Below are 26,877 nucleotides of genomic sequence, written 5' to 3'. Positions count from 1 at the left end.
TATTTGGCGAAGCCAAAGAGGGGGGCAGACAGCCCCCCTCCTTCCGTTCATCCTGCAAGCCGGACGCTCAGCGCGCGGCGAGGTAGCGGCCCACGAAGGCGTTGGAATAGCCGATCGTGCCTTCGCGGAAGGGCTCGTAGCTGTCCAGCACGCGCGCGGCATCGGGGCTGGCGGCGCGCTGCTCTTCCTTGACCTCTTCCCACGCGGTCTTCATCGCCGAGACCACGTCTTCGGGGAATTCGAGGAACTCCACGCCGCTTTCCTGAAGCGACGTCATCGCGCCCACGTTCATGTAGTCGAACTGAGCCAGCGTCTCCATCGAGCACTGCATGGCAGCGGCTTCGATGATCGCTTTCAGGTCGTCGGGCAGGCCGGCAAAGGCCTCGGTATTCACCACGACCTGCAGCGCCGCGCCGGGTTCGGCATAGGCCGGCGTGTAGCACAGATTGGTGATGCGCTGCAGACCGAAGGCCTGGTCCAGAAGCGGGCCGACCCATTCGGCCGCGTCGATGGCGCCCGATTGCAGCGACTGGAAGATTTCGGTCGCGGGCATCAGGATCGCGTTCACGCCGAGCTTGCGCATCATCTCGCCGCCGAGACCGGCGATGCGCATGTTCAGGCCCTGCAGGTCATCGAGGCTTTCGATCCGGCTCTTGAACCAGCCGCCCGCCTGCGTGCCCGAATTACCCGAGTAGAAGGGCTTGAGGCTGCGTTCGGCATAGATCTCGTCCCAGACTTCTTGCCCGCCGCCCCATTTCAGCCAGGCGAAATGCTCGTTCGCGGTCAGGCCGAAGGGCACGCCGGTGAACCAATGCGCCGAGGCCGTCTTCGAGGCCGCGTAATAGGGCGTGCCATGGCCGATCTGCACGTTGCCCGCCTGCACCGCGTCTTCGACGGCGAAGGGCGGGACCAGTTCGCCCGCGCCGTAGACATTGATCACCATCCGGCCGGACGAGAGTTGCTCGACCAGTTCGGCAAAGCGGGTCGAGTTGGTGCCGACGCCGGGCGCGGCTTTCGGGAAGGACGAGGGCATGTCCCATTCGATGCGCTCTTGCGCCACAGCCGGGGCGGCAAGGCCCACTGCCGCAGCGCCACCGGCTGCGATTCCCGCGCCGCTTTTCAGGAAAGTTCTGCGTTTCATTGTGAAACTCCTCCTCAGTTGAACATCAAATTCGGCAGCCATGTTGCGAGTGCCGGAAAGGTGAAAACCAGCGCCACGGCTATGATCTGAATGAGAACAAAGGGCACCACGCCGCGGTATATGTCCATCGTCGAAATGCCCCGGGGGGCCACGGAGCGGAAATAAAACAGCGCGAAGCCGAAGGGCGGCGTCAGGAAGCTGGTTTGCAGGTTCATCGCCATCAGCACCGCGAACCACACCGGCGAGATGTCGCCCGCCAGCACCGCGGGTCCCAGAAGCGGCACGACGATATAGATGATCTCGACCGCTTCGAGGATGAAGCCCAGCAGGAACACGATCACCATGACCGCCAGAAGCGCGCCCATTTCCCCGCCGGGGAATTCGCGCATCAGGTGTTCGACCGCGTGCTCGCCACCGAAGCCCCGGAAGACGAGCGACAGCATCGAAGCGGCGATGACGATGCCGAAGACCATGCCCGAGATCTTGATGGTCTCGACCAGCGTGCCGCCCATCATCCGGCCCCGCACCAGCCGCCAGATCGCCACCACGACGCCCAGAGCCAGCAGCAGCGCCGCCGCGATGCTGACCATCTGCGCAAGGCTGCCCGCGTCGCCGCGTCCAAGGCTCATGCGGATGGCCACCAGCACGAAGGCCGCAAGACCCGCGATGCCGATGATGCTGCGCTCGAGCCGAGACTGGGTGAGCGAGAAGGCCGCCATCAGCCCCGCCCCGACGGCACCGAGGCCCGCAGCCTCGGTCGCGGTGGCGATGCCGCCAAGGATCGAACCCAGCACGGCGAGGATCAGCAGCATCGGCGGCAGGAAGGTGAACAGCACCTCGGTCATCGCCACGGGTTCGTTGCTGATCGCGACCCGGCGCGCGCGGCCCGGTCGCAGGGTGATCAGCAGCCACAGCGCGTAAAGCCCGACCAGTACCAGCCCCGGCACCATCGCGCCGGCGAAGAGATCGGCGACCGAGACCGGCATCGGCGCGAAATTCCCGGCGCGCTGCTGCGCTTCGAGATAGGTATTGCCGATCTGGTCGCCCAGAAGCACCAGCAGGATCGAGGGCGGAATGATCTGTCCCAACGTTCCCGCCGCGCAGATCAGCCCGGCGGCCTGCCGCTTGGGCACGCCCGCTTCCAGCATCGGCGTCAGGGCGATCAGCACCAGCATTACCACCGTGGCGCCGATGATGCCGGTCGATGCGGCGATGATGGCGCTGAAGGCCAGAACCGCCAGCCCCATGCCCAGCGGCGAGCCGCCCAGCAGGCGCGCCAGCACCCGCAGCATCCGCTCGGCCAGCTGCGCACGCTCAAGGAAGACGCCCATCAGCACGAAGAGCGGGACGGCCATCAGCAACGTGTTGTTCATCACCCCCAGCACTCGGGCAGGGAAGTTGCTGAGGAAGGCGAGGTTGAACAGGTCGAACTGACCGGCAATCACCGCGAGGACCAGCGGCACGCCCGAAATCGCCAGCATCGCCGGAATGCCCGACAGGATTCCGCCGAACAGGGCGAGGAACAAGACGATCAGCATCCATTCCTGTCCGCTCATGCCTCGGGCCCCCTCAGCACGGCCGCAAGGCCCTGGATAATCATCAGAACGGCCGCCACCGGCAGCGCGGTTTTCACCAGATACATGCCGCCCAGCCCGCCCGGCGTGGTGCTGCCTTCGCCAATCTGCCACGAGAAGACGATCTCGCTCCAGCCGGCCCAGACGATCAGGCCGAAGACCGGCACGAGGAACAGCGCCCATGCGGCCCAGTCGGCCAGCCACATATAGCGCGGCGACAGGCGCTCCGAGAGAACCTCGACCCGCACGTGGCCTGCGCGCGCATGGCACAGCGGCACGGCAAGGATCAGCAGCACGGAAAAGGCATAGGCCGCGAGGTCCTGCATCTTGATCGAGCCGGTGCCGAAGCCGTATCGCAGCACGACATTGAGCAGCACCATCAGCACCAGCGTGCCGCCTGCCGCCATGGCCAGCCACAGCGTCAGCCGGTCAAGGCCACGCGCAAGCGCCAGATATCCCCGGACCAAGATTTATCCCCCATCCCTGTTTTGTGCACACTACCAACGCTGTACGCGTCCGTCTGTCAAGGCGAGCGGGCTATTCGCGGGCGTGGTCAGGCCTCGGGATCGGGGGGCTTGATGGCGTTCAGGCTGGGTCGCGGGGCGGGGCGCGTCAGGATGAAAAGCGTCACCGCGCCCAGCGTTACCGCCTGTATCAGCAGCACATGGGCGGGCAGACGCATGAACACGCTCAGCGCAAAGGTCGCGCCGATGGCGATCATCGCCATGGTCTTGGCGCGCGGCGAGATCGCGCCCTCGGCCCGCCAGTCGCGGATGGGCGGGCCGAAGCGGGGATGCTCGACCAGCCACATTTCAAGCCGGGGCGAAGAGCGCGCGAAACAGAAGGCCGCCAACAGCAGCAGGGGCGTTGTCGGGACCAGCGGCAGCACGATGCCGACGATGCCCACCGCCAGCGCGAAGCCGCCCGCCACACTCCACAGGATTCTGAACATGCCGCCTCCGCGCTCTGTGCCCGTTACATAGCGCGGTCAGGCGCGCGCGACAGGGGGCGCAACGGACCTTGGCCCCTAGAACTCGGTATGGCGCATGACGTGGCGGGCATGGCCGACGATCAGCGGATCAGGCGTGCCGACAACCTCGGGGTCCTTGCCGGGATAATCGAGTGTCGTCAGGAAATGCCTCATGCAGTTCAACCGTGCGCGCTTCTTGTCCTTCGACTTGATGATGGTCCAGGGCGCATCGGCGGTGTCGGTGTAGAAGAACATCGCCTCCTTGGCGGCGGTGTATTCGTCCCACAGGTTCAGCGACGCCTTGTCGATCGGCGAGAGCTTCCAGCGCTTGAGCGGGTCGACCTCGCGCTGCGCGAAGCGGCGGCGCTGTTCGTCGGGGGTGACCGAAAACCAGAATTTGTAAAGCCGGATGCCCGAGCGCACGAGCATCCGCTCAAGCTCGGGCGCCTGCCGCATGAATTCGAGATATTCCTCGGGCGTGCAGAACCCCATCACCCGTTCGACACCCGCGCGGTTGTACCAAGAGCGGTCATAGAACACCATTTCGCCCTGCGTCGGCAGATGTTCGAGATAGCGCTGGAAATACCATTGGCCGCGTTCGGTTTCCGAGGGTTTGTTCAGCGCCACGACGCGCGCGAACCGGGGGTTCAGATGCTCGGTGAACCGCTTGATCGTGCCGCCCTTGCCGGCGGCATCGCGGCCCTCGAACAGAATGACGAATTTCTGGCCGGTTTCCTGCGCCCAGAGCTGCACTTTCAGCAATTCGGCCTGCAGGCGCGTTTTCTCAAGCTCGTAGGGCCGCCGCGCCATCTTGTGCGGATAGGGATAATGCGTGCTCTCGAAAGCGGCTCTGAGCGCCTCGGGTGAGGGCGGCGCGGTTTTGGGCTGTGGCGCGGTCTCGGTCGGGGTAATGGGCGCAGGGGGGTTCTGATCATCCATGCAATGCTCCTGAGGCTGGCAACCGCGTGCAAGAATAGACCAATACGCTGAATCCGGCCTTGATTTCGCGCAAGCCCCCCGCCATTCAGGCCTCCCCGCGACCAGCATTGGTTAACGTTAGCGCAGACACCTGCTTGTGAAATAATCTTGCGCGCGCTATCCCACGGCGGGAACGATTAGATCGGGCGGCGCCTCGCCCGGCCCTTGAAACGGAGGACCAACGTGAAGATCGGGGCACCGAAAGAAATATTCCCGGGTGAAAACCGGGTCGCCATGACGCCGGACTCGGCGCAACAACTTCAGAAACTGGGGCATAGCTGCATCATCGAAACGGGGGCGGGTGCCGCTGCCGGGTTCGAGGACGCGGCCTATGAAGCGGCGGGGGTGGAAATCGCGCCTTCGGCCGAGGCTCTCTTCGAGGCGGCGGATGTCGTCGTGAAGGTGCGCGAAGCCACCACGGACGAAATGAACCGCCTGCGCGCTGATCAAACGCTGATCGCCTTCTTCTGGCCGGCACAGAATGCCGAGATGCTGGAACTGGCCAAGGAAAAGGGCACCACCGTCGTCGCGATGGACATGGTCCCGCGTATCAGCCGCGCGCAGAAGATGGACGCGCTGTCGTCGATGGCCAATATCGCCGGCTACCGCGCGGTGATTGAGGCGGGCAACAATTTTGGCCGCTTCTTCACCGGGCAGGTGACGGCGGCGGGCAAGGTCCCGCCGGCGAAGGTGCTGGTGGTCGGTGCGGGCGTGGCCGGTCTGGCCGCGATCGGCACCTCGACCAGCCTTGGCGCGATCACGCTGGCCTTCGACGTGCGGCCCGAAGTGGCCGAACAGATCGAATCGATGGGCGCTGAGTTCGTCTATCTCGATTTCGAAGAGCAGGCTCAGGACGGCGCCGCGACCGGCGGCTATGCCGCGCCCTCGTCGCCAGAATTCCGCGAGAAACAGCTCGAGAAATTCCGCGAACTGGCGCCCGAAGTCGATATCGTCATCACCACCGCCCTGATCCCCGGCCGTCCGGCGCCCAAGCTGTGGACCGAGGACATGGTCGGCCTGATGAAGCGCGGCTCGGTCATCGTCGATCTGGCGGCGGAGAAGGGCGGCAATTGCGACCTGACCGTCAAGGACGAGAAGATCGTCACCGAGAACGGCGTGACCATCGTCGGCTATACCGACTTCCCCAGCCGGATGGGCACGCAGGCGTCGACGCTTTATTCCAACAATATCCGCCACATGCTGACGGATCTGACGCCCGGCAAGGACGGCGTCATCAACCATAACATGGAAGATGACGTGATCCGCGGCGCCACCGTGGCGCATGCGGGCGAGATCACATTCCCGCCGCCGCCGCCCAAGGTTCAGGCCATCGCCGCACAAAAGCGCGAGAAGCCGAAGGAACTGACGGCGGAAGAAAAGCGCGCGCAGGAAGTGGCCGCGTTCAAGGCACAGACCAAGCAGCAGGTGACCCTGCTGGGCGCGGGCGGCGTGCTGCTGCTGCTGGCGGGCTTCTTCGCGCCGGCCAGCTTCATGTCGCACTTCATCGTCTTCGTGCTGGCCTGCTATGTCGGCTTCCAGGTGATCTGGAGCGTCTCGCATTCGCTGCACACGCCGCTGATGGCCGTCACCAATGCGATCTCGTCGATCATCATCCTCGGTGCGCTGATGCAGATCGGTTCGGGCAGCTGGCTGGTGATGATCCTTGCCTCGCTGTCGGTCTTCATGGCTGGCATCAACATTTTCGGTGGCTTCATGGTCACCCGGCGCATGCTCGCCATGTTCCAGAAGTCGTAAGGGGAGCGGTAAGACATGGAATACGGTTTCACCACCGCCGCTTACGTCGTTGCGGCTGTTCTGTTCATTCAATCGCTGGGCGGCCTGTCCAATCAGGAAAGCGCCAAGCGCGCGGTCTGGTACGGCATCGTCGGCATGGCGCTGGCGGTTGTCGCCACGCTCATGGGCCCCGGCGCGGGCAACTGGGTGCTGTCGCTCATCCTGATCGCCATCGGCGGCGGGATTGGCTGGGTCGTGGCACAGCGCGTGCAGATGACCGAGATGCCGCAGCTTGTGGCGGCGATGCACTCGCTCGTCGGTCTGGCGGCGGTCTTCATCGGCTTCAACGCGCAATTCGAAATGGTGCGCGTTGCTGCAATGCAGGCCGCGGGTGACGCAGCTGCGCTGGACATGCTGACCGGCTTTGCCGCCAAGGTGGCCGAGAAAACGACGGCCGAGATCGCGGTCCTGAAGGTCGAGGTGTTCCTCGGCGTCTTCATCGGTGCCGTCACCTTCACCGGCTCGGTCATTGCCTATGGCAAGCTTTCGGGCAAGGTGAACTCGGCCGCGACCAAGCTGCCGGGCGGCCATATGCTCAATGCGGGCGCGGCGCTGATCTCGATCCTGCTGCTGATCCTGTACTTCCAGGGCTTCGGCACCTGGACGCTGATGCTGATGACGCTGCTGGCCTTCTTCATCGGCTATCACCTGATCATGGGCATCGGCGGCGCCGACATGCCGGTCGTGGTGTCGATGCTCAACAGCTATTCGGGCTGGGCGGCGGCGGCGATCGGCTTTTCGCTGTCCAACGACCTGCTGATCGTGGTGGGCGCGCTGGTCGGTTCGTCGGGGGCGATCCTGTCCTACATCATGTGCAAGGCGATGAACCGCTCGTTCGTCTCGGTCATTCTTGGTGGTTTCGGCGGAAGCTCGGGCCCGGCGATGGAGATCGAGGGCGAGCAGATCGCCATCGACGCCGACGGCGTGGCCTCGGCGCTGAACGAGGCCGACTCGGTCATCATCGTGCCGGGTTATGGCATGGCGGTGGCGCAGGCGCAGCAGGCTGTCAGCGAGCTGACGCGCAAGCTGCGGGCCAAGGGCAAGAATGTGCGTTTCGCGATCCACCCGGTCGCGGGGCGTCTGCCGGGGCATATGAACGTGCTGCTGGCCGAGGCCAAGGTTCCTTACGACATCGTGCTGGAAATGGACGAGATCAATGAGGACTTCCCGGAAACGGACGTGGTGATCGTCATCGGCTCGAACGACATCGTGAACCCGGCGGCGCAGGAAGATCCCAACTCGCCCATAGCCGGCATGCCGGTGCTGGAAGTCTGGAGAGCCAAGCAGGTCTTCGTGTCGAAGCGCGGGCAGGGCACGGGCTATTCGGGTATCGAAAACCCGCTGTTCTACAAGGAGAACACGCGCATGTTCTATGGCGACGCCAAGAAGTCGCTCGATGCGCTGATGCCGATGGTCGAATGATCCAGACGCAGATCGAACGCGGAAACGGGGGGCTTTGGCCCCCCGTTTTCATTTGCTGCGGGCTCGTCGTCGATGGGGCAGGCATGGGCTTCGGGGCGTCATGGAGGGTCACAGGATGCGACGGGTCAGCCCGTAGGGCAGGGCGAGCCCGGGGTCCGTGCAAGCCGTGTGCCCCCGTCGCGCCCGGCACGACGCCAGGAGCAGGCCCATCAACATACGGGAAGTTACCTCTCCGCTCGGTGCGTCATCGATGTCTGGTGAGCGACTCTGTAGCGGCACAAACGAAAACCGGCGCCCTTTCGGGCGCCGGTGAGTGTCTTGGGCAGGGATCTTGGGTCGATCCGCGATCAGCCCGGATGGGCCTGCAGATAAGCGATGATCGCGGCGCGGTCCTCGGCGTCGCGCAGGCCACGGAAGCCCATCCGCGTGCCGCGCATATAGCCGCGCGGATCTTCCAGATAGGCGTCGAGCGTCTCGGGCGTCCAGATCAACCCGCCTTCGCCTGCTTCCTGCATGACCGGCGAATAGCGGAAGCCATCGACCGAGGCGGCGTGACGACCGACCACCCCGTTCAGAACCGGGCCGGTGGCGTTGCGGGCATTGTCGCCGACCTGGTGGCAGCTGCGGCACTGGCGCCAGACGCCCTCACCGGCAGCGACCAGCTCGGGATCGGGGGCCATGTCGGCGGCGGCCTCTTGCACCGGGGCGTCTTCGGCGGGTGCCTCCTCGGTGACTGCCGCGTCTTCCGCGCCATCCTCTGTGCCGCTCGCCATCGCCGTGCGATCGGGCGGAAGGACAGTGATCACCCCTTCGGGCGTCGATTGCAGATCGGTCGAGCGCCGCGTCACGTGAACAGCCGGGCCGCAATCGCTCATGCAGGCTTCCTGCGTGAAGATCGGGAACTCGGTCTCGACACGGTCATCGACATAGAAGCCCTCGGCATTGGGCATCACCACATCGGTGAAATTCTCCCGCGTCAGGACGAAGTCGTCATCCACGATCCCGTTGGAATAGAGGATATAGGCGGTGATCGCATACGTATCGTCCGCCGACAGGATCTGCGCGTTGCCGAAGGGCATCGAACGATGGACGTAATCCCACACGGTCGACAGATAGGGCCAGTAACTGCCCACCGTCTTGACCGGACGGCGATTGGTCAGCGTGTCCTCGCCGCCGGCAATGACCGGATAGGCGCCTGCGCCCTCGCCGAAATCGCCGTGACAGGCGGCGCAATTCTCGACCCACAGATCTTCGCCGGTGAAGACATCGCCTTCGCCCTCGGGCAGGCCGGTGCCGTCGGGCTCGACCGCCACGTCCCAGGCTGCGATTTCCTCGGGCAGGGCGGCGCGGCCCAGATTGAAGGTCTGGGCGACAGCAGGAAGCGCCAGAGAGGTCAGCGCGGTTGCCGCCAGAAGCTTAAGAACCGACTTCGACATTTTCCACCGCTCCGTTTTCGTAGACAGCCCAGGTCTGGATGCCGTTGTTGTGGTAAACCGAGTTGAGCCCCCGGATCTCGCGCAGCGCGTCCTTGGTGGGCTGCACGTAACCCGTGTCGTCCATCGCGCGCGATTGCAGCAGCATGGGCGAGCCATCCCACTCGATATCGAGATAGAAGCGCGACAAGGCGTTTCGGCCGCCTTGCGTGCCGATCCGCGCGGTCTGCCAGTTGACGCCACCATCAAGCGAGATATCGACCCGTTCGATCGCGCCGCGACCCGACCAGGCAAGCCCGGTGATGACCAGCGGGCCCGCGCCGTGCAGGATGGGTTTTTGCGGCGAGGGCGAAGTAATGACCGATTTCGCATCCATGGCCCAGGTCCATTTCCGGGCGCGGCCATCGGGCATGAGGTCGGTGTATTTCGACGTCTCTTCGCGGGCCTCGACGGCGGAATGGTTGACGCCGATCCGGCGCAGCCATTTGACCCACATGTTGCCTTCCCAGCCCGGCACGACCAGACGCACGGGATAGCCATGCTCTTTGCGCAGCGCCTCGCCATTGGCGGTCATCGCGACCAGCACATCGTCCATCGCCTTTTCCAAGGGGATCGAGCGGCCGTTCGACGAGGCATCGGCGCCTTCGACAAAGATCCACTGGCCTTCGGGCTGAACGCCCGCCTCTTCCAGCAGCAGCCGCAGCGGGATGCCGGAATATTCCATGTTGTGGATCATGCCATGCGTGAACTGCGCGCCGTTCAGTTGCGCGCCCGCCCATTCCATGCCGCTATTGGCCGCGCATTCGCAGAAATAGACGTGGTTTTCGCGCGGGAAGCGCTGCAGATCTTCCCAAGTGAAGACCAGCGGCCGGTCCACCAGCCCGGTGATCATCAGCCGGTAATCGTCTTTCGACAGCTCGATCGCGCCGGAATGGTGACGCTCGAAGGCGCAACCGGCAGGCGTGATCGTGCCGTCCAGCGCGTGGATCGGCGTGAAGTTGATCGAGCTGATCGGATCGGCGGTCAGCCATGACACGGTGCGGCGCACAACGTCGTCCTCAAAGCGGATGGGCATCCCGTAGGGCGTGGCGTCCACGCCCTCGCCGGTCATCGAGGCCCAGTCCTGAACCTCGGTGATCAGCGGATCGGCCTCTTGCGCGGCGGCGGCGCCACCCAGCGCGGCCCCACCGGCGGCCAGTCCTGCGGTTCTCAGGAAACCGCGGCGGCTGACACCCCCGGTTTCGCGCCCGTCGTCACCCAGCATGTCGGTCATGACGCTTGCTCCTTTGTCTTCAGATGCCGGTCACGGTGACCGAGCCGTTGGGCTCGGCCGATACGCGGCCCAGTTTGCGGATGTGATCTTCCACGACGTCCCAGATCATCGGCCCCTCGGTCCCCTCGTTGACCGAGGCCCAGCCGCCCACCGTGTAGCTGCGCGCGGGATCCAGCGCCTCGCCGGTTCTGAGCAGGGTCAGGCCGGTGATGCGCTCGCCGATGGGTTTCGAGATGTCGATCGCATAGGCAAGCCCGCCCAGCCGCACCATGTCGCCGCCCTGTTGGTAATAGGGATCGGTGTTGAACAGGTTGTCGGCCACGTCCTCAAGGATCGTGTGGATGAATTCGCCCGTCATCTCGGTGCGGTAAACCTGTCCGTAGGTCATCGAAGTAACGTTGTGGATGTCTTCGCGCGTGATCGCGTCGCCCGGCATCAGGCTGGCCCCCCAGCGGACGCCCGGCGACATGGCGATTTCGGTGTCGCGCTCGCTCATCACCGCGTCGCAGATCAGGTTGTCCCAGGTGCCTGCGAAATTGCCCCGGCGATACAGCAGGCTGTCGGTATGGCCGACGACCTCTTCCATCTGCTCGGCATAGGGCGCGCGCTCGGTCTCGATGATCGCGGCCATGTCGGCATCGGGCGTGATGATGTCCGAGAAGATCGGGATCAGCTTGTGGCGGAAGCCCATCATCTGCCCGTCGCGCACATCCAGATCCAGACGGGTGACGAACTTGCCGTGGCTGCCCGACGCGATAAGCAGCGTCTCGCCCACCAGAAGCGGCTCGGGCAGGGCGTCGTGGGTGTGGCCGGTCAGGATCACATCGATCCCCTGCACGCGGCCTGCCATCTTGCGGTCCACGTCGAAGCCGTTATGCGACAGCACGATCACCACATCGGCGCCCTCGGCCCGGACTTCGTTCACCATCTCCTGCATACGCTCGTCGCGGATGCCGAAGCTGAATTCGGGGAACATCCAGCGCGGGTTGGCGATCGGGGTATAGGGGAAGGCCTGCCCGATCACCGCGACCTTCACGCCGCCCCGGTCGAACCACGTATAATTGGGGAAGTCGTCGTAATGCTCGTCCCATTCGGCGTCGAAGATATTCTGGCCGAGGAACGGGAAATTCAGCTGGTCGACCAGTTCCAGCACCCGGTCGGTGCCAAAGGTCCATTCCCAGTGCGAGGTCATCGCCTCGACCCCCAGCGCGTGCATGACATTGACCATGTCCTGCCCACGGCTCAGATACGAGGACATCGAGCCGTGCCACGTATCGCCGCCGTCGAGGATGATCGCCTCGGGCCGGTCGGCGCGGATCGCTTTCACCACGGTCGCGACGCGGTCCATGCCCCCCATCTTGCCGTATTCGCGGCCAAGGGCCACGAAATCGGGATAGGTCAGCGCATAGGCGTCGCGCGATTGCGGCGCGATATTGTAGAGGTTCAGGAAGTCCTGACCCGTGACATGCGGCGGCTGGCCCCGCACCTCGCCCACACCGAAATTGAATTCGGGCTCGCGAAACCAGATCGGTTTGAGCTGGGCGTGAACGTCGGTGATGTGGACCAGCGACAGGTTGCCGAACGTGTCGAACCGCAAAAGGTCATCTTGCGTCAGGGCCTGCTGCGCGGCCAGTTTCGACCAGTTGCCAAGACCGGAGGCGCCGTAGATCGCGGATGCGGCCACCGATGCCTGAAGGAATTCGCGGCGGGAAATCATGGGGCCTCCTGGGCGGGTGCAGGTTGAAGACGGGCAGGACGAGAGGGATGCCAATCTTCATAGGTGTGAATGTAGATGGCTGGTAGCACAAAAACGCCTTCGAGCCGGGGAGGGGACGGGGCCGCGTCAGGCGGCCCCGTTCGGGGATCAGGTTGGGGTATCGCGCTGCGCGTCCGGTCAGGGGCGCTGCGCGGGCCAAAGGGTCACGGACGAACCGAGACGCCTTCGATATCGAGGCCCATCCCGCGCGAGGCGACGTAAAGCTCAAGCGCGCGGAACTCTTCCGAGCCTTCGGCGAAGGTCTCGGCGCGCGTGTCGCGGATACAGCCCCGGAAGCGGTTATGGATCGACACCATGCCGGCATTTTTCAGACGGTAGGTCGGAAAGCCGGTGATCTGGCCCTGGCTGAGATGGTCGGCCCGGATGTTCAGCCCATAGCTTTCCTCGTGGCACGAGGCGCAGGACAGTTCGAGCTGGCCGAAGCGGGTATAGTAGATCTCCTGACCCTGCTCCCAATAGGGGGCAGCGGGGCCGTCGATCTGCACCGCAACAGGCATGCCGCGCGACTGAAGCGAGATGAACGAGGTCATCGAGGTCATCTCGTCGCCGCTCCAGCGCCATTCCTCGGCGCCCATCCGTTCGGTCCGGCAGTTGTTGATGTAGTTTTCCATCGACCACAATTCGCCGTTGTCGTTCACATGCGGCATCCGCGCGCGAACCCCGGCCATGCTCTCCTCGGCGTCGCCATGGCAATCCATGCAGGACTGCCCCGCGCTGCCGTCGGCCGTTTCCCACAGCTCGGCGCCGACCTCGACCGCCAGCATCGCCGGGTTCTCGAAGTCGTCCGCCTGCAGCGAACGGGTTTCGGCGCTGCGGAACAGCCAGCCGGAATACCGCTCGGGCAGATAGGGCGTCAGGCCGTCATCGCTGGGCGCGCGGACGGTGATCGGGATTTCCCCGTCGATCAGCAGCTCCGCCGTGGGGTCGGGATCGGCCATGGCCGCCCCGCTCCACAGCGCAGCCACGCAGGCCGAGGCGAGCGCCAGTGATTTGGCAGGCTTCAGGTGCTGCATAGTGTCTCCTCCCAGACTTCTGTGGCGCCGGTGTTAGCTGACTTCGAAGGCTTCGGTGGCCGTGTAGACCTCGCCGTTGTCGTCGTACCAGGTGAACAGGAACTCGCCGGATTCGGGCACGAGAGCCTCGAATTCCATATACGGATTGGCCGAGATCGCGGGCTCGAGCGCCACGTCGATCACCATCACGCCGTTATACTCGCAAGTGAAACGGTTGATGATCTGGCGCGGAATCGTCTCGCCGGCCGAATTGCGGCGCTGGCCCGATTCCATGTCGTGGTTGATCAGCGTCTTGACGACGATGGAATCCCCGGCCGAAGCCGAGCGGGGAAGGCGGATGCGGGGTCTGACAGTCATATTCTCAACTCCTGATGGGCGTTAGGGGGCGATCCGGAACCGGATCAGCCGCCGCAGCCGCCGATGGTCACTTTCACTTCGACCGCAGTCGAGGCGAAGCTGCCGTCTTCCATCTTGGCGATCGCCATCACGTCCTGCGTGCGGCCCAGACGGATGCGCGTGGCGACCATCGGTGCGCCCGAACCGGGACCGAAGGTGAAACGCCCGACATTCGGGGTGGGGTTGCCAGTGGCGATCAGGATGATCTCGGTGGCGCCAGGTGCTTCGACTGAAATCGGCACGGTGTTGCCGTTCTCGGCGATTTCGGGGGCGGTGATGGTCACGCCGCCTTCGGCCATGTCGGCACCGCCGGTATAGGCGGTAATCGCTTCTTCGGTGGTCAGGGCATAGGCGCCGGTCACCGGCAGCAACACGGCGGCCGAGGCGCCGATACCGATCGCGATGGTGTCGCGTCTTGTCAGCATGGGAAACTCCTTTTCAACGGGGACGCGCCGGATCAGTCGGTCAGCGTCATCAGATAGGCGAGAGTGTCTTCGATCTGCTGCGCACTCAGCAGCGGGCCGAAGGTCTCGGGATTGGCGGCGCGGCCGGTATAGGCGTCACCGGGACGGATGAACCCGTCGACGCGGTAAAAGGCCGGCATCCGGGTTTCGGGGAACATGTGCTTGGCATCCACAAGGATGCCGCGCAGCTCGGCCTCGGACCAGCGGCTGGCGACGCCGTCGAGCGACGGGCCGATATTGCCCTGGAACTGGACGTCCGGCAGCGAGGTGAATTCATGGCAGGCCACGCAATTGCCGCCGCCGCGATTGGCGATGATCTCGACCCCGGCCGCGGCATCACCGGCAGAGCCGGTCAGCGAGGCGGGAATGGTGACATCGTCCACCCAGGTGACATCACCCGGAGCGACTTGAGCGACCGCGGTGCCGGTCAGGGCGAGTCCGGCGATGAAGAGACCGGTCACAGCTTTCAGCTTCATGGATGTCCTCCCTAGACATTCAGCAGATGGCGCAGCGCTCTCCCAAACGCTTTTGTGAATTCAGTGTAGACGAGGCTTTGCCGACTCAGCAACAGAAAATTCATCTATGTGCATATAGAAAGAACTAATTTCTGCTTTCGCTGCAGTTGCATCCGATTCTTGCTGCGCTGCAGGGGGAAGGGCTTCCGCCCCCTGCCATGCAGGGCTCATCCACGGTCGAGATTGCGCGCGACGTAATGCTGGAAATGCTCGTCGCCCTCGTATCCCTTCTCAAGCACCCATTGCAGCATCAGCCGCGTCGTGCCGCGCTCGAACGCGCCCGGCATCACCATCACGGCGTTCTGCGCGGCGGTGCCCTGTTCGGGGATCGTATCGGGCATGAACAGCATCGTGGGCGTAAAGACCACGCCCCAGCGCACCATCATATCGCGCTCGTCCAGTTCCTCGCCGTCGAAATCGGTGACGGGAATATTGCCGAACAGGTTCATCTGCACGACGAAGAAATCGTCCCGCAGCATCTGCGCGATACGCTCGTCAGTATAGACGTGTTCGTGCATCCGCGTGCAGTAGATGCAGCCGCGCTGTTCGACCAGAACCAGCATACGCTTGCCCGCGTCCCGGGCTTCGGCAAGGTCGTCGCGCATGTCGCGGAAGGTCTCGACCAGCCAGTCGGGCTTGTGCAGCCCGTCCTCGCCCAGCGGCGGAACGGGCAGATCGGCGCGGGCCGGGCGGATCAGCGCCGGGGTGGCGAGCGCCAGCGCGGCGCCGGTCAGAAGGGTACGTCTTGTGGTCATCGTGGTCTCCTCGCGGTCAGCCGATGGCGGTCAGCCACGGCATGGTGTCGATCATCCATTGCGCGACGTAATTGAGGGTGTTGGTGGCAATCAGCACGGCGAACACGATCAGCATCGCGCCCATGACCTTCTCGACATGCTGCAGCTTGTCGCGATGCCGCCCGACCCAGCCCAGAAACGGCCGCGCGAACATCGCCGCGATCACGAAGGGCAGGGTCATCGCCAGCCCGTAGACCGCCAGCAACAGCGTGCCGCGTACAAGGTCGCCCATGCCCGAGGCGATCATCAGGATCGCCGCCAGCGCGGGGCCGACGCAGGGCGTCCAGCCAAAGCCGAAGGCCAGACCCATGACGAAACTGCCAACGATGGATTGCGGGTTGCTCGAGGTTTCGATCCGCGCCTGACGGTACAGAAAGCCGATCTTGAAGACGCCGAGAAAATGCAGCCCGAAAACCAGCAGCACGGCCGCCGCGACCCAGCGCAAGGTGTCCTTCCATTGCAGGAATGCCTGCCCCAGCGCCGTCGCGCCCAGACCCAACAGCATGAAGATCGAGGTGACCCCCAGCGCGAAGGCGATCGACGACAGCACCAGCCGCCGCTGCGCACCGGGCGCCAGACCGTTGTCGTCGCGCAACTCGGACATCGACAATCCGGCCATATAGCACAGGTAGAACGGCACCATAGGCAGGATGCAAGGGGACAGGAACGACAGGAGCCCCGCAAGAGCTGCCCCGCCGAACGAGATATCGAACATGAATTCCTCCCATCGCAGGTTGCGGCGGCGCGCAGGATCGATTCGACCGGATGCGGCCCTTGCCTGATCAACCTGAAAACATTACAATGTTGATATGTGTTTTCGATCCCGTCAACCGGGAATCGCGGCGCGCCTTGCCCGTTCAACGAGATCGGGGCAGGCTCTGCGCGCCGATTGCTGCCACGGAGACGTCCATGCCATCGCCCGAAACCCCGCGCTTTCCGATGCCCACGCCGCGCGCGCTTCCGAAGGGATTCCTGGCCCTGCTGCTGGCGTTTCTGGTTACGCTGAGCGCCCCGCAATCCGCCCGGGCGCAAGATCTGCGGCTGCTGATGATCGAGCAGGTCGGGTGCTATATCTGCGCGGCCTTCAACCGCGATGTGGCCCCTGCTTACGAGGCCTCGGCCGAGGGCGCGCGGGCGCCTTTGATCCGCGCCGATCTGCGCGGGCCGCTGCCCGAGGGCGTGACGCTCGACACCCGGCCCTTCGTGACGCCGACTTTTGTTTTGCTGGGTCCAGACGGGGCCGAGATATCTCGCCTGACCGGCTTTCCGGGCGAAGACTTTTTCTGGCCTTATATCAATGAGATGCTCGATGCGGCCGAGGCCAGCCCAGCCGGATAGCCGGTGTGTCAAAGCGGTGACAGTGCCGGGCTGCGGTCTCGCATCCCGAAACCGTGCGTGCTAGCTTCAAGCCGCATTGGTAAGGACCTGTTTCGTATGGCCATTTGGACAGGCGCGACCGGGTCGGAGGAAGCATGGCGCCGGACGGAAACAAGACTGGGAAAACCGGCGACAACGACCGTGACGAACGGTGGCGCAAAGCCGATTTCTCATGCTCGCCCGCCGCGACCCCCGAAGCCATGGCGCTCGAAGCGCGCGAGGCGGCGGATTTCCTGAAAGCGCTTGGTCATGAAGGCCGGCTGATGATGCTGTATCACCTGTGCGAGCGCGACCGCACCGTGACCGAGCTTGAGCAACTTATCATGTCGCGGCAGGCGGCGGTCAGCCAGCAGCTGGCCCGGCTGCGCCACGAGAAGCTGGTCAGCACGCGGCGCGACGGCAATCAGATCATCTATTCTCTCGCCGATGACCGCGTGCGCGAAATGGTGGCGACGATCCAGCGGCTGTTCCGCAAGCCCTGATCCAGATCAAGGCGGATATTCCTATATCGGCATATTCCCTGCGCCATCGTGTTGCGGAGGAGTTCCCGTGGAAAGTTTCATCGCCTTCGTGGAATGGATCGGCGAGGCCAGGGCCGGTGCGCTGTTTGGCCTTTTGACCGGCATGGTGTTCGGCATCGCCGCCCAACGCTCGAGCTTTTGTCTGCGCGCGGCCACGGTCGAATTCGCCCGGGGGATCATCGGCGGCAAGGTGGCGGTCTGGCTGCTGACCTTCTCGACGGCGATGGTCTGGGTGCAGGGCGCGCAATGGCTGGGCCTTTTCGAAGCCCGCGACGCGCGCATGATGGGCGTGGCGGGCAGCTGGTCGGGGGCGATCATCGGCGGGCTGATGTTCGGCGTGGGCATGGTTCTGGCGCGTGGCTGTTCGGGGCGGCTTCTGGTGCTCGCTGCGACCGGGAACCTGCGCAGCGTCGTGTCGGGGCTGATCTTCGCGGTCGTCGCGCAGATGAGCTTGCATGGCTGGCTTGCGCCGCTGCGCACATGGCTGGCGGGGCTCTGGGTCACGCCGTTCGGCCAGAACCTGAACCTGCTCACGCTGGCGGGCCTGCCCGACGAGGCGGGGCTGGTGCTGGGCCTTGTGCTGGCCGTGGTCGCCATCGTCGTGGCGATCCGCGCGAAAATCGGCGCGCGGGTGCTGATCTTCGCCTCGGGCGTCGGCTTCGCGGTGGCGATGGGCTGGGTGCTGAGCTGGTCGCTGGCCGAGGTGGCGTGGGAGCCGGTCAGCGTGACCTCTGCCACCTTCACCGGACCGTCGGCCAATACGCTGATGTTTTTCCTCGAACCGACCCCGGCGCTGAATTTCGACATCGGGCTGGTGCCCGGCGTGTTCCTTGGCGCGTTCCTGTCGGCGCTGGTGACCCGCGAATTCCGCTTTCAGGGTTTCGAGGGCGAGGCCAATATGCGCCGCTCGATGACCGGCGCGGTGCTGATGGGCTTCGGCGGAATGCTGGCAGGCGGCTGCGCGATCGGCGCGGGCGTGACCGGTGGCTCGATCTTCGTCGCGACCGCGTGGCTGGCGTTGTTTTGCTTCTGGATCGGCGCGATGCTGACCGATCTGTTGTTGGACCAGCGCGGCGCTCAGGGGGCCGCTCTGGTCTGAGGGCCCGGCCGTGGGGCGAGATCACGGGCCAGATAACGGGCGAGGGGCTTCGTCCTTGCGTCGCCCGCCTGCGGCAGGCGCCGCGCGGGCGACCCGGGGGGGGGGGGGGGGGGGGGGGGGGGGGCGGGCCCCCCGCCGGGGGGCGCTGCCCCCCGGACCCCCCGGGATATTTGTTGATTAAAGATGGGGCTTTGGCAGGGCCCGTTTCGGGCGGCTCAGGCCGGAACGAAGCGGTAACCGTCGTTCGTGCGCTCCGTGCGGCCCAGCCCGCCGGGCAGATGGAAGCCTGCGAGCAACATCTGCGACGTGGCGAGCTGATCGAGCAGCGCGGTCCGGGTCGCGGCGGCGGTGGCCGGGTCCTGATCCGAGCCCGAATCCCATTCCGGACGCTCGAAGGCGACATGGTGATTGCCGATCGCGTCGCCCACCACCATCAGGCTGTCCGAGCCGTCGCGAAGTTCGAACCCCATATGGCCAGGGGTGTGGCCAAAGGTGGCGCGGGCGGCGATGCCGGGCAGGATTTCCTGTCCGTCCTCGAAGAAGGTGATGAGATCGGCCACTTCCGCCAGCCGCCGTTCGGCGCCGACCGCGAAGGCCTGCCGCGCCGCACCGATCGTGCTGACGGTGTTGGGATCCATCCAGTAATCGAACTCGGCCCTGCCCATGAGGATCTGCGCCTCGGGCAGGAAGGGATCGCCGAAATCGTCGAGCAGGCCCCAGATGTGATCGGGATGGCCATGGGTGATCACCAGATGGGTGATATCCTCGGGCGCGAGACCCAGTTCGTCGAGCGTGTCAGGCAAAAAGCCGGCGGTGGGCTGGAATTCGGTCCCTGCGCCCACGTCGAACAGGATCACCCTGTCCTCGTGGCGCAGAAGCGTGACATTACAGGGCGGGGTCAGGCTGTCACTATCGATGCCGTAGCGCGCGAGGATCGCGTCGGCCTCGGCGGATGGCATCGGTCCGGTGATGAAGTCGCGCGGCAAAACGAGGTTGCCGTCCGACACCATGTCGATCTGCATACCGCCGATCCGGGTCGAGGCGTGCAGACGCCGGGGTATGAGGCCGGTCGAAAGCAGGGCGGCGCTGGTGGCGAGGCCGCTTTGCAGCAAGGTGCGGCGCGTAATTGTCATGTGGAACTCCCATCAAGTATTGGCCCGCAGGCTGCGCGGGCGGGGCGGAATGGCGGCGCGATGGGAGAGCGTCGACGGAGCCAGAGTACAGGGCCGCTGCGCGAAGGCAAGGGGGCTTGCGTGGGAAGCCGTGGGAGGCATGGCCGCCGATTGTATTCTTTATCTTGCATTCAGACGTCCAAACCGGGAGTCTGGCCGCCAGAATGTCAGGCGGCCAAACGGTCGGGGAGGAGCGTCGTGGAGGGGATCTCGTACGGAATGATGGCGGCCCTTGTCGGGCTTGGCGCGGGGATCGTGCTGGGCTTGTCGGCGCGGCTGGGCAATTTCTGCACGCTGGGTGCCTTGGAAATGGCCGCCTATGGGGGCGACCAGCGGCGGTTGCGGCTGTGGGGGATCGTGCTGGCCGTGGCGATTGCCGGAACTTATCTGGGCGCGCAGGCCGGGATGATCGAGATCGGCGAGACCTTTTATCACCAGATTGCATGGCTGCCGATGGCGTCGGTCGTGGGCGGGCTGATCTTTGGCTATGGCATGGCGCTGGCGGGCAATTGCGGCTTCGGGGCGCTGGTGCGCTTCGGTGGCGGCGATCTGCGCTCGCTCGTGGTCGTTGTGGTGATGGGGATTTTCGGCTTCATCACCCTGTCGGGACCGCTGGCCCCGTTGCGCGTGGCGCTGTTTCCGCAAGAACCGGCGCGCGCACCGCAGGGGATTGCCGTGACGCTGGAATCGGTGCTGGGGCTGCCGCAACTGATGACCGCGCTGATCATCGCGGCGCTGTTCCTGATCTGGGCGCTGGCCTATGGTCCGCTGCGCCGGGCGCCGCGCGACATCGCCTGGGGCGTGGTAGCTGGGCTGGCCATCGTCATGGCGCTTCTGGGAACGAGCTGGATCAATCGCGAGAGCTTCGGCGAAGTCGGGGTCGAGGGGCTGTCCTTTACCGCGCCGGTGGGGCGTACACTGATCTATCTGATGACCTCGACCGCGGGCGGGCTGAATTTCTCGGTGGGCTCGGTGATCGGTGTCATGGCGGGCGCGCTGGCCGGGTCGCTGTGGCGCGGCATGTTCCGCTGGGAAGCCTGCGAGGACCCACGCGAATTGGGCCGTCAGGTGGGCGGCGCGGCGTTGATGGGGATCGGCGGCGTGATCGCGCTGGGATGTTCGGTCGGGCAGGGCGTCAGCGCGTTTGCCACGCTGGCATGGTCGGCGCCGGTCACGCTGGCCGCGATCTGTGCGGGCGCGCTGCTGGGGCTGCGCCGTCTGATCGGTGTGGCAGCCGAATGAAAAAAGGCGCGGCCTCTGCGAAGGGCCGCGCCGATTTTCCGAAGCTAGCGGAGTGGCTTAAGGGATGATGCGCTGATAGCGCACGCCCGAGAGCGAGGCCCCGGCAATCAGCCCGGCCTGACCAAAGACAACCGCAATCACCGGCGAGAACATCGTCGTCGTCTGCACGCCCGCCGAGCCGCCATTCTCCGGCGTGGCATAGCGCAGATCGGCCGAGCCGGCCCAGCCCTCGCCCGCGCGGAAATCGGCCAGCGCCTGCGGCGTCATGAAGAACAGCACATGCGCGTATTGCTGCGCGCCGATCTGAAGGCCGGCGCTCACGCGGGTGGCCGAGTAGTAATCCACCGTCGCGTCGTTGATCCGCAGCGCCCCCTGTCCGAACGAGCCGCCGAGCATGAAGCCCGCTTCGGTCATCAGCGGCATGTAAAGGATGCCCTGCGCGTTCTGGAAGAGTGGCGTCAGTTCGTCATGGTTCTGACGCAGATAGTCGCGGGTAGCGTCGACGCGCGCGTCGAGCCGCTCGGCATTGACGCTGCCAACCGGGTTGCCGCAGGCTGCCAGAAGAGACGCCGCTGCGCCGCCCACCAGCAGGCCACGACGCGAGATCGGACGCGAAAAGCGCGTGTCTTGGGTCATGCTCGTCCTCGTATGTGACGGTCCGGGATCTTGCGCCCCGGTCACCGGAAAACCTGTGGATAATCTTATACACCGAAGCGGGAATCGTGTCACGCCCGCATCGTCCTGCGCGCAGTATTCCAGCCGATGGCGCTGTCAGCCGCGCAAGGCCTTGGCAGCCGCCGGTGCGAAATAGGTCAGCACGCCGTCGCAGCCCGCGCGTTTGAAGCCCAGCAGGCTTTCCAGCATCACCGCCTCGCTCAGCCAGCCGCGCTCGATCGCTCCCGCCAGCATCGCGTATTCGCCCGACACCTGATAGGCGAAGGTGGGCACGCCGAATTCGTCCTTCACGGCGCGGCAGATATCGAGATAGGGCAGGCCGGGTTTGACCATGACCATATCTGCCCCCTCGTCGAGATCGCGCGCGACGCAACGCAGGGCTTCGAGCCGGTTGGCGGGGTTCACCTGATAGGTTTTCTTGTCGCCGACCAGCCGCCCCGAGGCGCCGACGGCATCGCGGAACGGGCCGTAGAAGGCGCTGGCGAACTTGGCGGCGTAGGACAGGATCGCCACCTTTTGGTAGCCCGCCTTTTCGACCGAATTGCGGATCGCGCCGATCCGCCCGTCCATCATGTCGGACGGGCCCAGAATGTCGGCGCCCGCCTCGCATTGCGCGAGCGCCATCTTGACCAACGCCTCGACCGTGCGGTCGTTAACGATTTCCTCGCCTTCAACAAAGCCGTCATGGCCGTTGATGTTATAGGGGTCGAGCGCAATATCCGTCATGACCGCCATATCGGGCAGCTCGGCCTTGAGCATGCGGATCGCGCGGTTGGTCAGGTTCTCGGGGTTCCACGCCTCGGCGCAATCCTCGGTGCGCAGCTCGGCGGCGGTATAGGGGAACAGGCAGATCGCCCCCACGCCCGCCTCATGCGCCTCGGTCGCCTTGCGCATCAGCATGTCGAGTGACAGTCGGTTCACGCCGGGCATCGACGCCACGGGCTCTTCGACGCCGTCTCCCTCGCGGATGAAAACGGGCCAGATCAGATCGGCGGCGCTTACGGCATTCTCGGCCACGAGATCGCGCAGCGCGCTCGTGCGGCGCAGGCGACGAAGGCGGGCGGCGGGGAAGGGGGCGGGGCTGTGCGGGGGCATGGGTTTCTCCCTATCTGCGGGCGTATTGCCACGCTGCGCGGTCAAGCTCAAGCCTTGGACCAATCGCGTCTTGGCCCCGGCGCGAAACCCGATTAGTCAGGGGGGCGCAAAATGAGGCCCTGGTGTGAATCTGACGGACTCGCTTTTCTCCACCATCGACGTCAGGTCGTTCTCGAACCTGTGGTTCTGGCTGGTGCTCGCGGTGGCGTGGTCGAACGTCACCCATTTCGTCATGGGCGTCCCCTTCGACATGGTCCAGCGCGCGCGCAGGCAGGGCGGCGAGGCGATGAGCGAGCTCAACGCCATTGCTGCGATTCAGGCCCGCCGCCGGATCGGCATCCTGCGCAGTTCGGGTGTCTGGCTGGTGGGGTTCTGGATGGCGATCATCACTGGCCTTGGCAATCTCGGCTTTTACCACGGGTTCGAACTGGCGCAGGCGCTTTTCCTGCTCTTCGCGCCGATGTCGCTGGCGGGCTGGATCAGCCTGCGACTGGCGCAGAAGGTCGCGACCGGCACTCTGGTTGATGAGCCGCTGGTGCGCACCATCTTCTGGAATCGCGTCGTCATACAGGCGATTGGCCTTCTGGCCATTCTGGTGACGACGATGTGGGGCATGTGGCACAACCTCTCGGTCAGCGCGCTTGGCGGCTGAAAGCGACGCACGAACGGAAGAAGACACGATGACGGCTGATCGCATCCTCCTGGGCGGAGCGCCCGAAGGCTTTGACGCCGAATTGCTGCGGCGCGAGATGGCCAAGCGCAACGCGCCGGTGATCCATGTCGCGCGCGACGACAAGCGGCTCGACGCGATGCGCACGGCTCTGGGGTTCTTCGCGCCCGATCTGGTGGTGCTGACGCTGCCCGCCTGGGATTGCCTGCCCTATGACCGCGTCTCGCCCAATCCCGAGATCCTCGCCCGGCGCATGGCGACGCTCGCCGCGCTGGCGCAGGGGGTGCCGGGGAATTTCGTCCTGCTGACGACGCTCAATGCCGCGATGCAGAAGCTGCCTGCGCGCGACACCGTCTCGGCAGCCAGCTTCACCGCCTATGTGGGCGGGCAGATCGACGAAAACGCCCTGCGCCAATACCTTGCCCGCATGGGGTATTCGCCCAGCCCGACCGTCACCGAACCCGCCGATTTCGCGGTCCGGGGCGGGATCATCGACATTTTCCCCCCGGGCGATGCCGAGCCTGTGCGGCTCGATCTGTTCGGCGACGTGCTGGACGGGCTGCGTAATTTCGATCCGGCGACGCAGCGCACCACGGGCAAGCTCGACCGGCTCGAACTCGCGCCCGCCTCCGAGGTGATCCTCGATGAGGCCTCGGTCGCGCGGTTCCGTCAGACCTACCGCATCGAATTCGGCGCCGCAGGCTCCGACGATCCGCTTTACGAAGCCGTCAGCGCCCATCGTAAGCATCAGGGGATGGAGCATTGGCTGGGCTTTTTCCACGACCGGCTGGAGACGATCTTCGACTATCTGCCCGACGCCTCGGTGATGCTGGACGACCAGAGCGACGCCGTGCGCGCCGCGCGCTGGGAAACGATCGCAGACCAATACGACAACCGTGTCGAGGCGATGAAAACGAAATCCCGCGTCGATACGGTCTACAAACCCGCCTCGCCCGGTCTTCTTTATCTCGATGATGCGGGCTGGGACGCCGGACTGGCCCATCATCGCGTGGTCCAACTATCGCCGCTGCAACAGCCGCCGGGGCCCGGGGTTCTGGATGCGCAAGGCCGCGCCGGACGCTCATTCTCGCTCGAGCGCCAGCAGCCGGATGTCAATATCTTCAAAGTCTTGCGCGACCATGTTCAAGCCGAACGCAAAGCCCGCAGCGTGGTGTTGGCCTCGTGGTCCGAGGGCGCGCGCGAGCGGCTCAAAGGCCTGCTTGCCGAACACGGGCTGAATGACTCGACGGAAATCCCGGATGCGCGCGCGATCGGTGACAAGGGTCAGGTCTCGCTCGCGATCTGGCCGCTCGAAGCGGGTTTCGTCACGCCCGATCTCTGCGTCATCTCGGAACAGGACGTGCTGGGCGAACGGCTGGTGCGCGCCACGCGCAAGCGCCGCCCTGAGAACTTCCTGACCGAGACGCAAAGCCTCTCGCCCGGCGATCTGGTGGTGCATGTTGATCACGGCGTGGGCCGCTATAACGGGCTGGAAACCATCACCGCGATGGGCGCGCCGCATGAATGTCTGGCGCTGGAATATGCGGGCGGCGACAAGCTGTTCCTGCCGGTCGAGAATATCGAATTGCTCAGCCGTTACGGCCATGAGGAAGGGCTACTCGACAAGCTCGGCGGCGGCGCGTGGCAGGCCAAGAAGGCCAGACTAAAGCAGCGCATCCGCGAGATGGCCGACAAGCTCATCCGGATCGCCGCCGAGCGCGAGCTGCGCAAGGCCCCGGCGCTCAGCCCGCCCGAAGGCATGTGGGAAGCCTTTGCAGCCCGCTTCCCCTATGCCGAGACCGAGGATCAGCTGAAGGCCATCGAAGACGTCATCGACGATTTTGACCGGGGCCGTCCGATGGACCGGCTGATCGTCGGCGATGTGGGTTTCGGCAAGACCGAGGTCGCGATGCGCGCGGCCTTCGTCGCGGCGATGTCGGGTCTGCAGGTCGCCATCGTCTGCCCGACAACGCTGCTCGCGCGGCAGCATTACAACAATTTTGCCGAGCGTTTCCGGGGTTTTCCGCTTGTTGTCAGACAATTGTCGCGCTTCGTTTCGGCCAAGGATTCCAGCGCCACGCGCGCCGGTCTGACCGATGGCACGGTCGACATCGTCGTCGGCACCCACGCGCTGCTGGCCAAGCAGGTCAAGTTCCGCAATCTGGGCCTGATGATCATCGACGAAGAGCAGCATTTCGGCGTCAGCCACAAGGAACGGCTGAAGGAAATGCGCTCGGACGTCCACGTCCTCACCCTGACCGCGACGCCCATCCCGCGCACCCTGCAATTGTCGCTGACCGGCGTCCGGGACCTGTCGCTGATCTCGACCCCGCCTATCGACCGTCTGGCGATCCGCACCTATGTCTCGGAATTCGACACGGTCACCATCCGCGAAGCGCTGCTGCGCGAACGCTTCCGCGGCGGGCAGAGCTTTTATGTCGTCCCGCGCATCAAGGACCTGCCCGAGATCGAGGATTTCCTGCGCGAGCACGTTCCTGAGGTCTCGGTCCTTGTCGCGCATGGCCAGATGGCGGCGGGCGAACTCGACGACCGGATGAACGCCTTCTACGACGGCAAATACGACGTGCTGCTGGCCACGACGATTGTCGAATCCGGTCTCGACATTCCCCGCGCCAATACGATGATCGTGCACCGCGCCGACATGTTCGGCCTGTCGCAACTCTACCAGATCCGCGGCCGCGTCGGGCGCTCGAAAACTCGTGCCTATTGCTATCTGACGACGAAGCCCCGCGTGCCGCTCACCCCGCAGGCCGAGCGTCGGCTCAAGGTTCTGGGCTCTATCGACAGTCTCGGCGCCGGGTTCAACATCGCCAGTCAGGACATGGACCTGCGCGGCGCCGGCAATATCCTTGGCGAAGAACAATCGGGCCATATCAACGAGGTAGGCTACGAGCTTTACCAGAATATGCTCGAAGAAACGATCGCCAAGCTGCGCTCGGGCGAGATGGCGGATCTCTCGGACGGGCAATGGGCGCCGCAGATCAATCTGGGCGTGCCCGTGCTGATCCCGGAAGACTACGTGACCGATCTGGATGTCCGCCTCGGTCTCTATCGCCGGCTATCGACGCTGGAGAACAAGGTCGAATTCGAAGGCTTCGCCGCCGAACTGATCGACCGTTTCGGCCCGCTCCCGCGCGAGGTGAACACGCTCATGGTCGTGGTGCGCATCAAGGCGATGTGCAAGAAAGCCCATATCGCGCGTCTCGATGCCGGGCCGAAAGGCGCGACGGTGCAATTCCATCAGGACAAATTCCCCAATCCCTCGGGTCTTGTGGACTTCCTGCATGGCCAGCCGGGCGCGAAGATCCGCGACAACAAGGTCGTGTTGCCCGCCGACTGGTCTTCGGAAAAGGACAAGCTGCGCGGCGCCTTCGCCATCGCCCGCGATCTCGCCGCGCGCGCAGAACCCTGACCCACGGCTCAACTTGCCCATTCACTTTGTCCCAAATACTCTGGGGGTG

25 protein-coding genes are annotated in these 26,877 nt (G+C 64.9%); 8 read left to right on the top strand and 17 right to left on the bottom strand.

Features of this window, described 5'->3' with window-relative positions:
- Nucleotides 1-67: 67 nt before the first annotated feature.
- From JI664_RS18370 to ppk2, 5 genes are all read right to left on the bottom strand, one after another.
- A complete protein-coding gene (locus tag JI664_RS18370) occupies nucleotides 68-1,141 on the bottom strand; it encodes a TRAP transporter substrate-binding protein (protein WP_207015219.1) in 1,074 nt (357 codons plus the stop codon).
- A gap of 14 nt (nucleotides 1,142-1,155) precedes the next feature.
- Nucleotides 1,156-2,697: a TRAP transporter large permease gene (locus tag JI664_RS18365; protein WP_207015218.1), complete on the bottom strand. Its 1,542-nt coding sequence runs from the start codon at nucleotides 2,695-2,697 to the stop codon at nucleotides 1,156-1,158.
- The gene (locus tag JI664_RS18360; protein WP_286174164.1) at nucleotides 2,694-3,182 is read right to left on the bottom strand and encodes a TRAP transporter small permease subunit; all 489 of its coding nucleotides are present in this window, start codon (nucleotides 3,180-3,182) and stop codon (nucleotides 2,694-2,696) included. Before JI664_RS18360 ends, JI664_RS18365 begins: the two co-directional genes overlap by 4 nt.
- Before the next feature lie 86 nt (nucleotides 3,183-3,268).
- On the bottom strand, nucleotides 3,269-3,667 hold the full coding sequence (locus JI664_RS18355; RefSeq protein WP_207015217.1) for a YbaN family protein: 399 nt from the start codon (nucleotides 3,665-3,667) through the stop codon (nucleotides 3,269-3,271).
- 75 nt (nucleotides 3,668-3,742) lie between these two features.
- Entirely contained in the window at nucleotides 3,743-4,624 is an 882-nt protein-coding gene (gene ppk2, locus JI664_RS18350; protein ID WP_207015216.1) for a polyphosphate kinase 2, read from the bottom strand.
- A 222-nt stretch (nucleotides 4,625-4,846) separates the two neighbouring features.
- Between ppk2 and JI664_RS18345 the strand changes: the two genes are divergently transcribed.
- The gene (locus JI664_RS18345; protein WP_207015215.1) at nucleotides 4,847-6,418 is read left to right on the top strand and encodes a Re/Si-specific NAD(P)(+) transhydrogenase subunit alpha; all 1,572 of its coding nucleotides are present in this window, start codon (nucleotides 4,847-4,849) and stop codon (nucleotides 6,416-6,418) included.
- Nucleotides 6,419-6,433: 15 nt separating this feature from the next.
- Nucleotides 6,434-7,879 (top strand): NAD(P)(+) transhydrogenase (Re/Si-specific) subunit beta, encoded by a 1,446-nt coding sequence (locus JI664_RS18340; protein WP_207015214.1) that lies wholly within the window; start codon nucleotides 6,434-6,436, stop codon nucleotides 7,877-7,879.
- Between the two features lie 347 nt (nucleotides 7,880-8,226).
- Here the strand turns inward: JI664_RS18340 and JI664_RS18335 are convergent, their stop codons facing one another.
- The 9 genes from JI664_RS18335 to JI664_RS18295 form a co-directional block, all read right to left on the bottom strand.
- A complete protein-coding gene (locus JI664_RS18335; RefSeq protein WP_207015213.1) occupies nucleotides 8,227-9,315 on the bottom strand; it encodes a c-type cytochrome in 1,089 nt (362 codons plus the stop codon).
- Nucleotides 9,296-10,576: a sulfite dehydrogenase gene (gene soxC / locus JI664_RS18330; protein WP_207015232.1), complete on the bottom strand. Its 1,281-nt coding sequence runs from the start codon at nucleotides 10,574-10,576 to the stop codon at nucleotides 9,296-9,298. Before soxC ends, JI664_RS18335 begins: the two co-directional genes overlap by 20 nt.
- Nucleotides 10,577-10,604: 28 nt before the next feature.
- Nucleotides 10,605-12,302, bottom strand: a complete 1,698-nt coding sequence (gene soxB, locus JI664_RS18325) for a thiosulfohydrolase SoxB (RefSeq protein WP_207015212.1) — start codon at nucleotides 12,300-12,302, stop codon at nucleotides 10,605-10,607.
- Between the two features lie 203 nt (nucleotides 12,303-12,505).
- Nucleotides 12,506-13,375: a sulfur oxidation c-type cytochrome SoxA gene (soxA, locus tag JI664_RS18320; protein WP_207015211.1), complete on the bottom strand. Its 870-nt coding sequence runs from the start codon at nucleotides 13,373-13,375 to the stop codon at nucleotides 12,506-12,508.
- A 33-nt stretch (nucleotides 13,376-13,408) separates the two neighbouring features.
- A complete protein-coding gene (gene soxZ / locus JI664_RS18315; RefSeq protein ID WP_207015210.1) occupies nucleotides 13,409-13,732 on the bottom strand; it encodes a thiosulfate oxidation carrier complex protein SoxZ in 324 nt (107 codons plus the stop codon).
- A gap of 44 nt (nucleotides 13,733-13,776) precedes the next feature.
- Nucleotides 13,777-14,196, bottom strand: coding sequence for a thiosulfate oxidation carrier protein SoxY (gene soxY, locus JI664_RS18310; protein ID WP_207015209.1), 420 nt, complete (start codon nucleotides 14,194-14,196; stop codon nucleotides 13,777-13,779).
- Between the two features lie 32 nt (nucleotides 14,197-14,228).
- Nucleotides 14,229-14,711, bottom strand: coding sequence for a sulfur oxidation c-type cytochrome SoxX (gene soxX, locus JI664_RS18305; protein WP_207015208.1), 483 nt, complete (start codon nucleotides 14,709-14,711; stop codon nucleotides 14,229-14,231).
- A 206-nt stretch (nucleotides 14,712-14,917) separates the two neighbouring features.
- Nucleotides 14,918-15,505, bottom strand: a complete 588-nt coding sequence (locus tag JI664_RS18300) for a thioredoxin family protein (protein ID WP_207015207.1) — start codon at nucleotides 15,503-15,505, stop codon at nucleotides 14,918-14,920.
- Between the two features lie 16 nt (nucleotides 15,506-15,521).
- Nucleotides 15,522-16,259 (bottom strand): cytochrome c biogenesis CcdA family protein, encoded by a 738-nt coding sequence (locus JI664_RS18295; RefSeq protein WP_207015206.1) that lies wholly within the window; start codon nucleotides 16,257-16,259, stop codon nucleotides 15,522-15,524.
- Between the two features lie 194 nt (nucleotides 16,260-16,453).
- Here JI664_RS18295 and JI664_RS18290 point away from each other — a divergent pair, with 194 nt between their 5' ends.
- The 3 genes from JI664_RS18290 to JI664_RS18280 all read left to right on the top strand — a co-directional run bounded on the left by JI664_RS18290 (nucleotide 16,454) and on the right by JI664_RS18280 (nucleotide 18,541).
- Nucleotides 16,454-16,882: a thioredoxin family protein gene (locus JI664_RS18290; RefSeq protein ID WP_286174163.1), complete on the top strand. Its 429-nt coding sequence runs from the start codon at nucleotides 16,454-16,456 to the stop codon at nucleotides 16,880-16,882.
- Between the two features lie 134 nt (nucleotides 16,883-17,016).
- Nucleotides 17,017-17,403: an ArsR/SmtB family transcription factor gene (locus JI664_RS18285; RefSeq protein WP_207015205.1), complete on the top strand. Its 387-nt coding sequence runs from the start codon at nucleotides 17,017-17,019 to the stop codon at nucleotides 17,401-17,403.
- Nucleotides 17,404-17,470: 67 nt separating this feature from the next.
- Complete coding sequence (locus JI664_RS18280; protein WP_349768742.1) at nucleotides 17,471-18,541, top strand: YeeE/YedE family protein; 1,071 nt, start codon at nucleotides 17,471-17,473, stop codon at nucleotides 18,539-18,541.
- A 215-nt stretch (nucleotides 18,542-18,756) separates the two neighbouring features.
- Here the strand turns inward: JI664_RS18280 and JI664_RS18275 are convergent, their stop codons facing one another.
- Complete coding sequence (locus JI664_RS18275; RefSeq protein WP_207015203.1) at nucleotides 18,757-19,674, bottom strand: MBL fold metallo-hydrolase; 918 nt, start codon at nucleotides 19,672-19,674, stop codon at nucleotides 18,757-18,759.
- Nucleotides 19,675-19,911: 237 nt separating this feature from the next.
- Here JI664_RS18275 and JI664_RS18270 point away from each other — a divergent pair, with 237 nt between their 5' ends.
- The gene (locus JI664_RS18270; RefSeq protein WP_349768741.1) at nucleotides 19,912-20,955 is read left to right on the top strand and encodes a YeeE/YedE family protein; all 1,044 of its coding nucleotides are present in this window, start codon (nucleotides 19,912-19,914) and stop codon (nucleotides 20,953-20,955) included.
- A 57-nt stretch (nucleotides 20,956-21,012) separates the two neighbouring features.
- On the opposite strand, the gene JI664_RS18265 is transcribed toward JI664_RS18270, so the two are convergent.
- Nucleotides 21,013-21,591, bottom strand: a complete 579-nt coding sequence (locus JI664_RS18265) for a YSC84-related protein (RefSeq protein ID WP_207015202.1) — start codon at nucleotides 21,589-21,591, stop codon at nucleotides 21,013-21,015.
- Between the two features lie 135 nt (nucleotides 21,592-21,726).
- Complete coding sequence (gene hemB / locus JI664_RS18260) at nucleotides 21,727-22,725, bottom strand: porphobilinogen synthase (RefSeq protein WP_207015201.1); 999 nt, start codon at nucleotides 22,723-22,725, stop codon at nucleotides 21,727-21,729.
- A gap of 124 nt (nucleotides 22,726-22,849) precedes the next feature.
- Here hemB and JI664_RS18255 point away from each other — a divergent pair, with 124 nt between their 5' ends.
- On the top strand, nucleotides 22,850-23,377 hold the full coding sequence (locus JI664_RS18255; RefSeq protein WP_207015200.1) for a component of SufBCD complex: 528 nt from the start codon (nucleotides 22,850-22,852) through the stop codon (nucleotides 23,375-23,377).
- A 28-nt stretch (nucleotides 23,378-23,405) separates the two neighbouring features.
- A complete protein-coding gene (gene mfd / locus JI664_RS18250; RefSeq protein ID WP_207015199.1) occupies nucleotides 23,406-26,828 on the top strand; it encodes a transcription-repair coupling factor in 3,423 nt (1,140 codons plus the stop codon).
- The last annotated feature ends 49 nt before the right edge of the window (nucleotides 26,829-26,877 follow it).

Source organism: Rhodobacter sp. NTK016B (assembly GCF_017303295.1).
In the GTDB taxonomy this organism is placed as follows: Bacteria; Pseudomonadota; Alphaproteobacteria; order Rhodobacterales; family Rhodobacteraceae; genus Pararhodobacter.
Note: the sequence above shows the minus strand (reverse complement) of the source record. Positions and strands in the feature narration are given on the sequence as shown.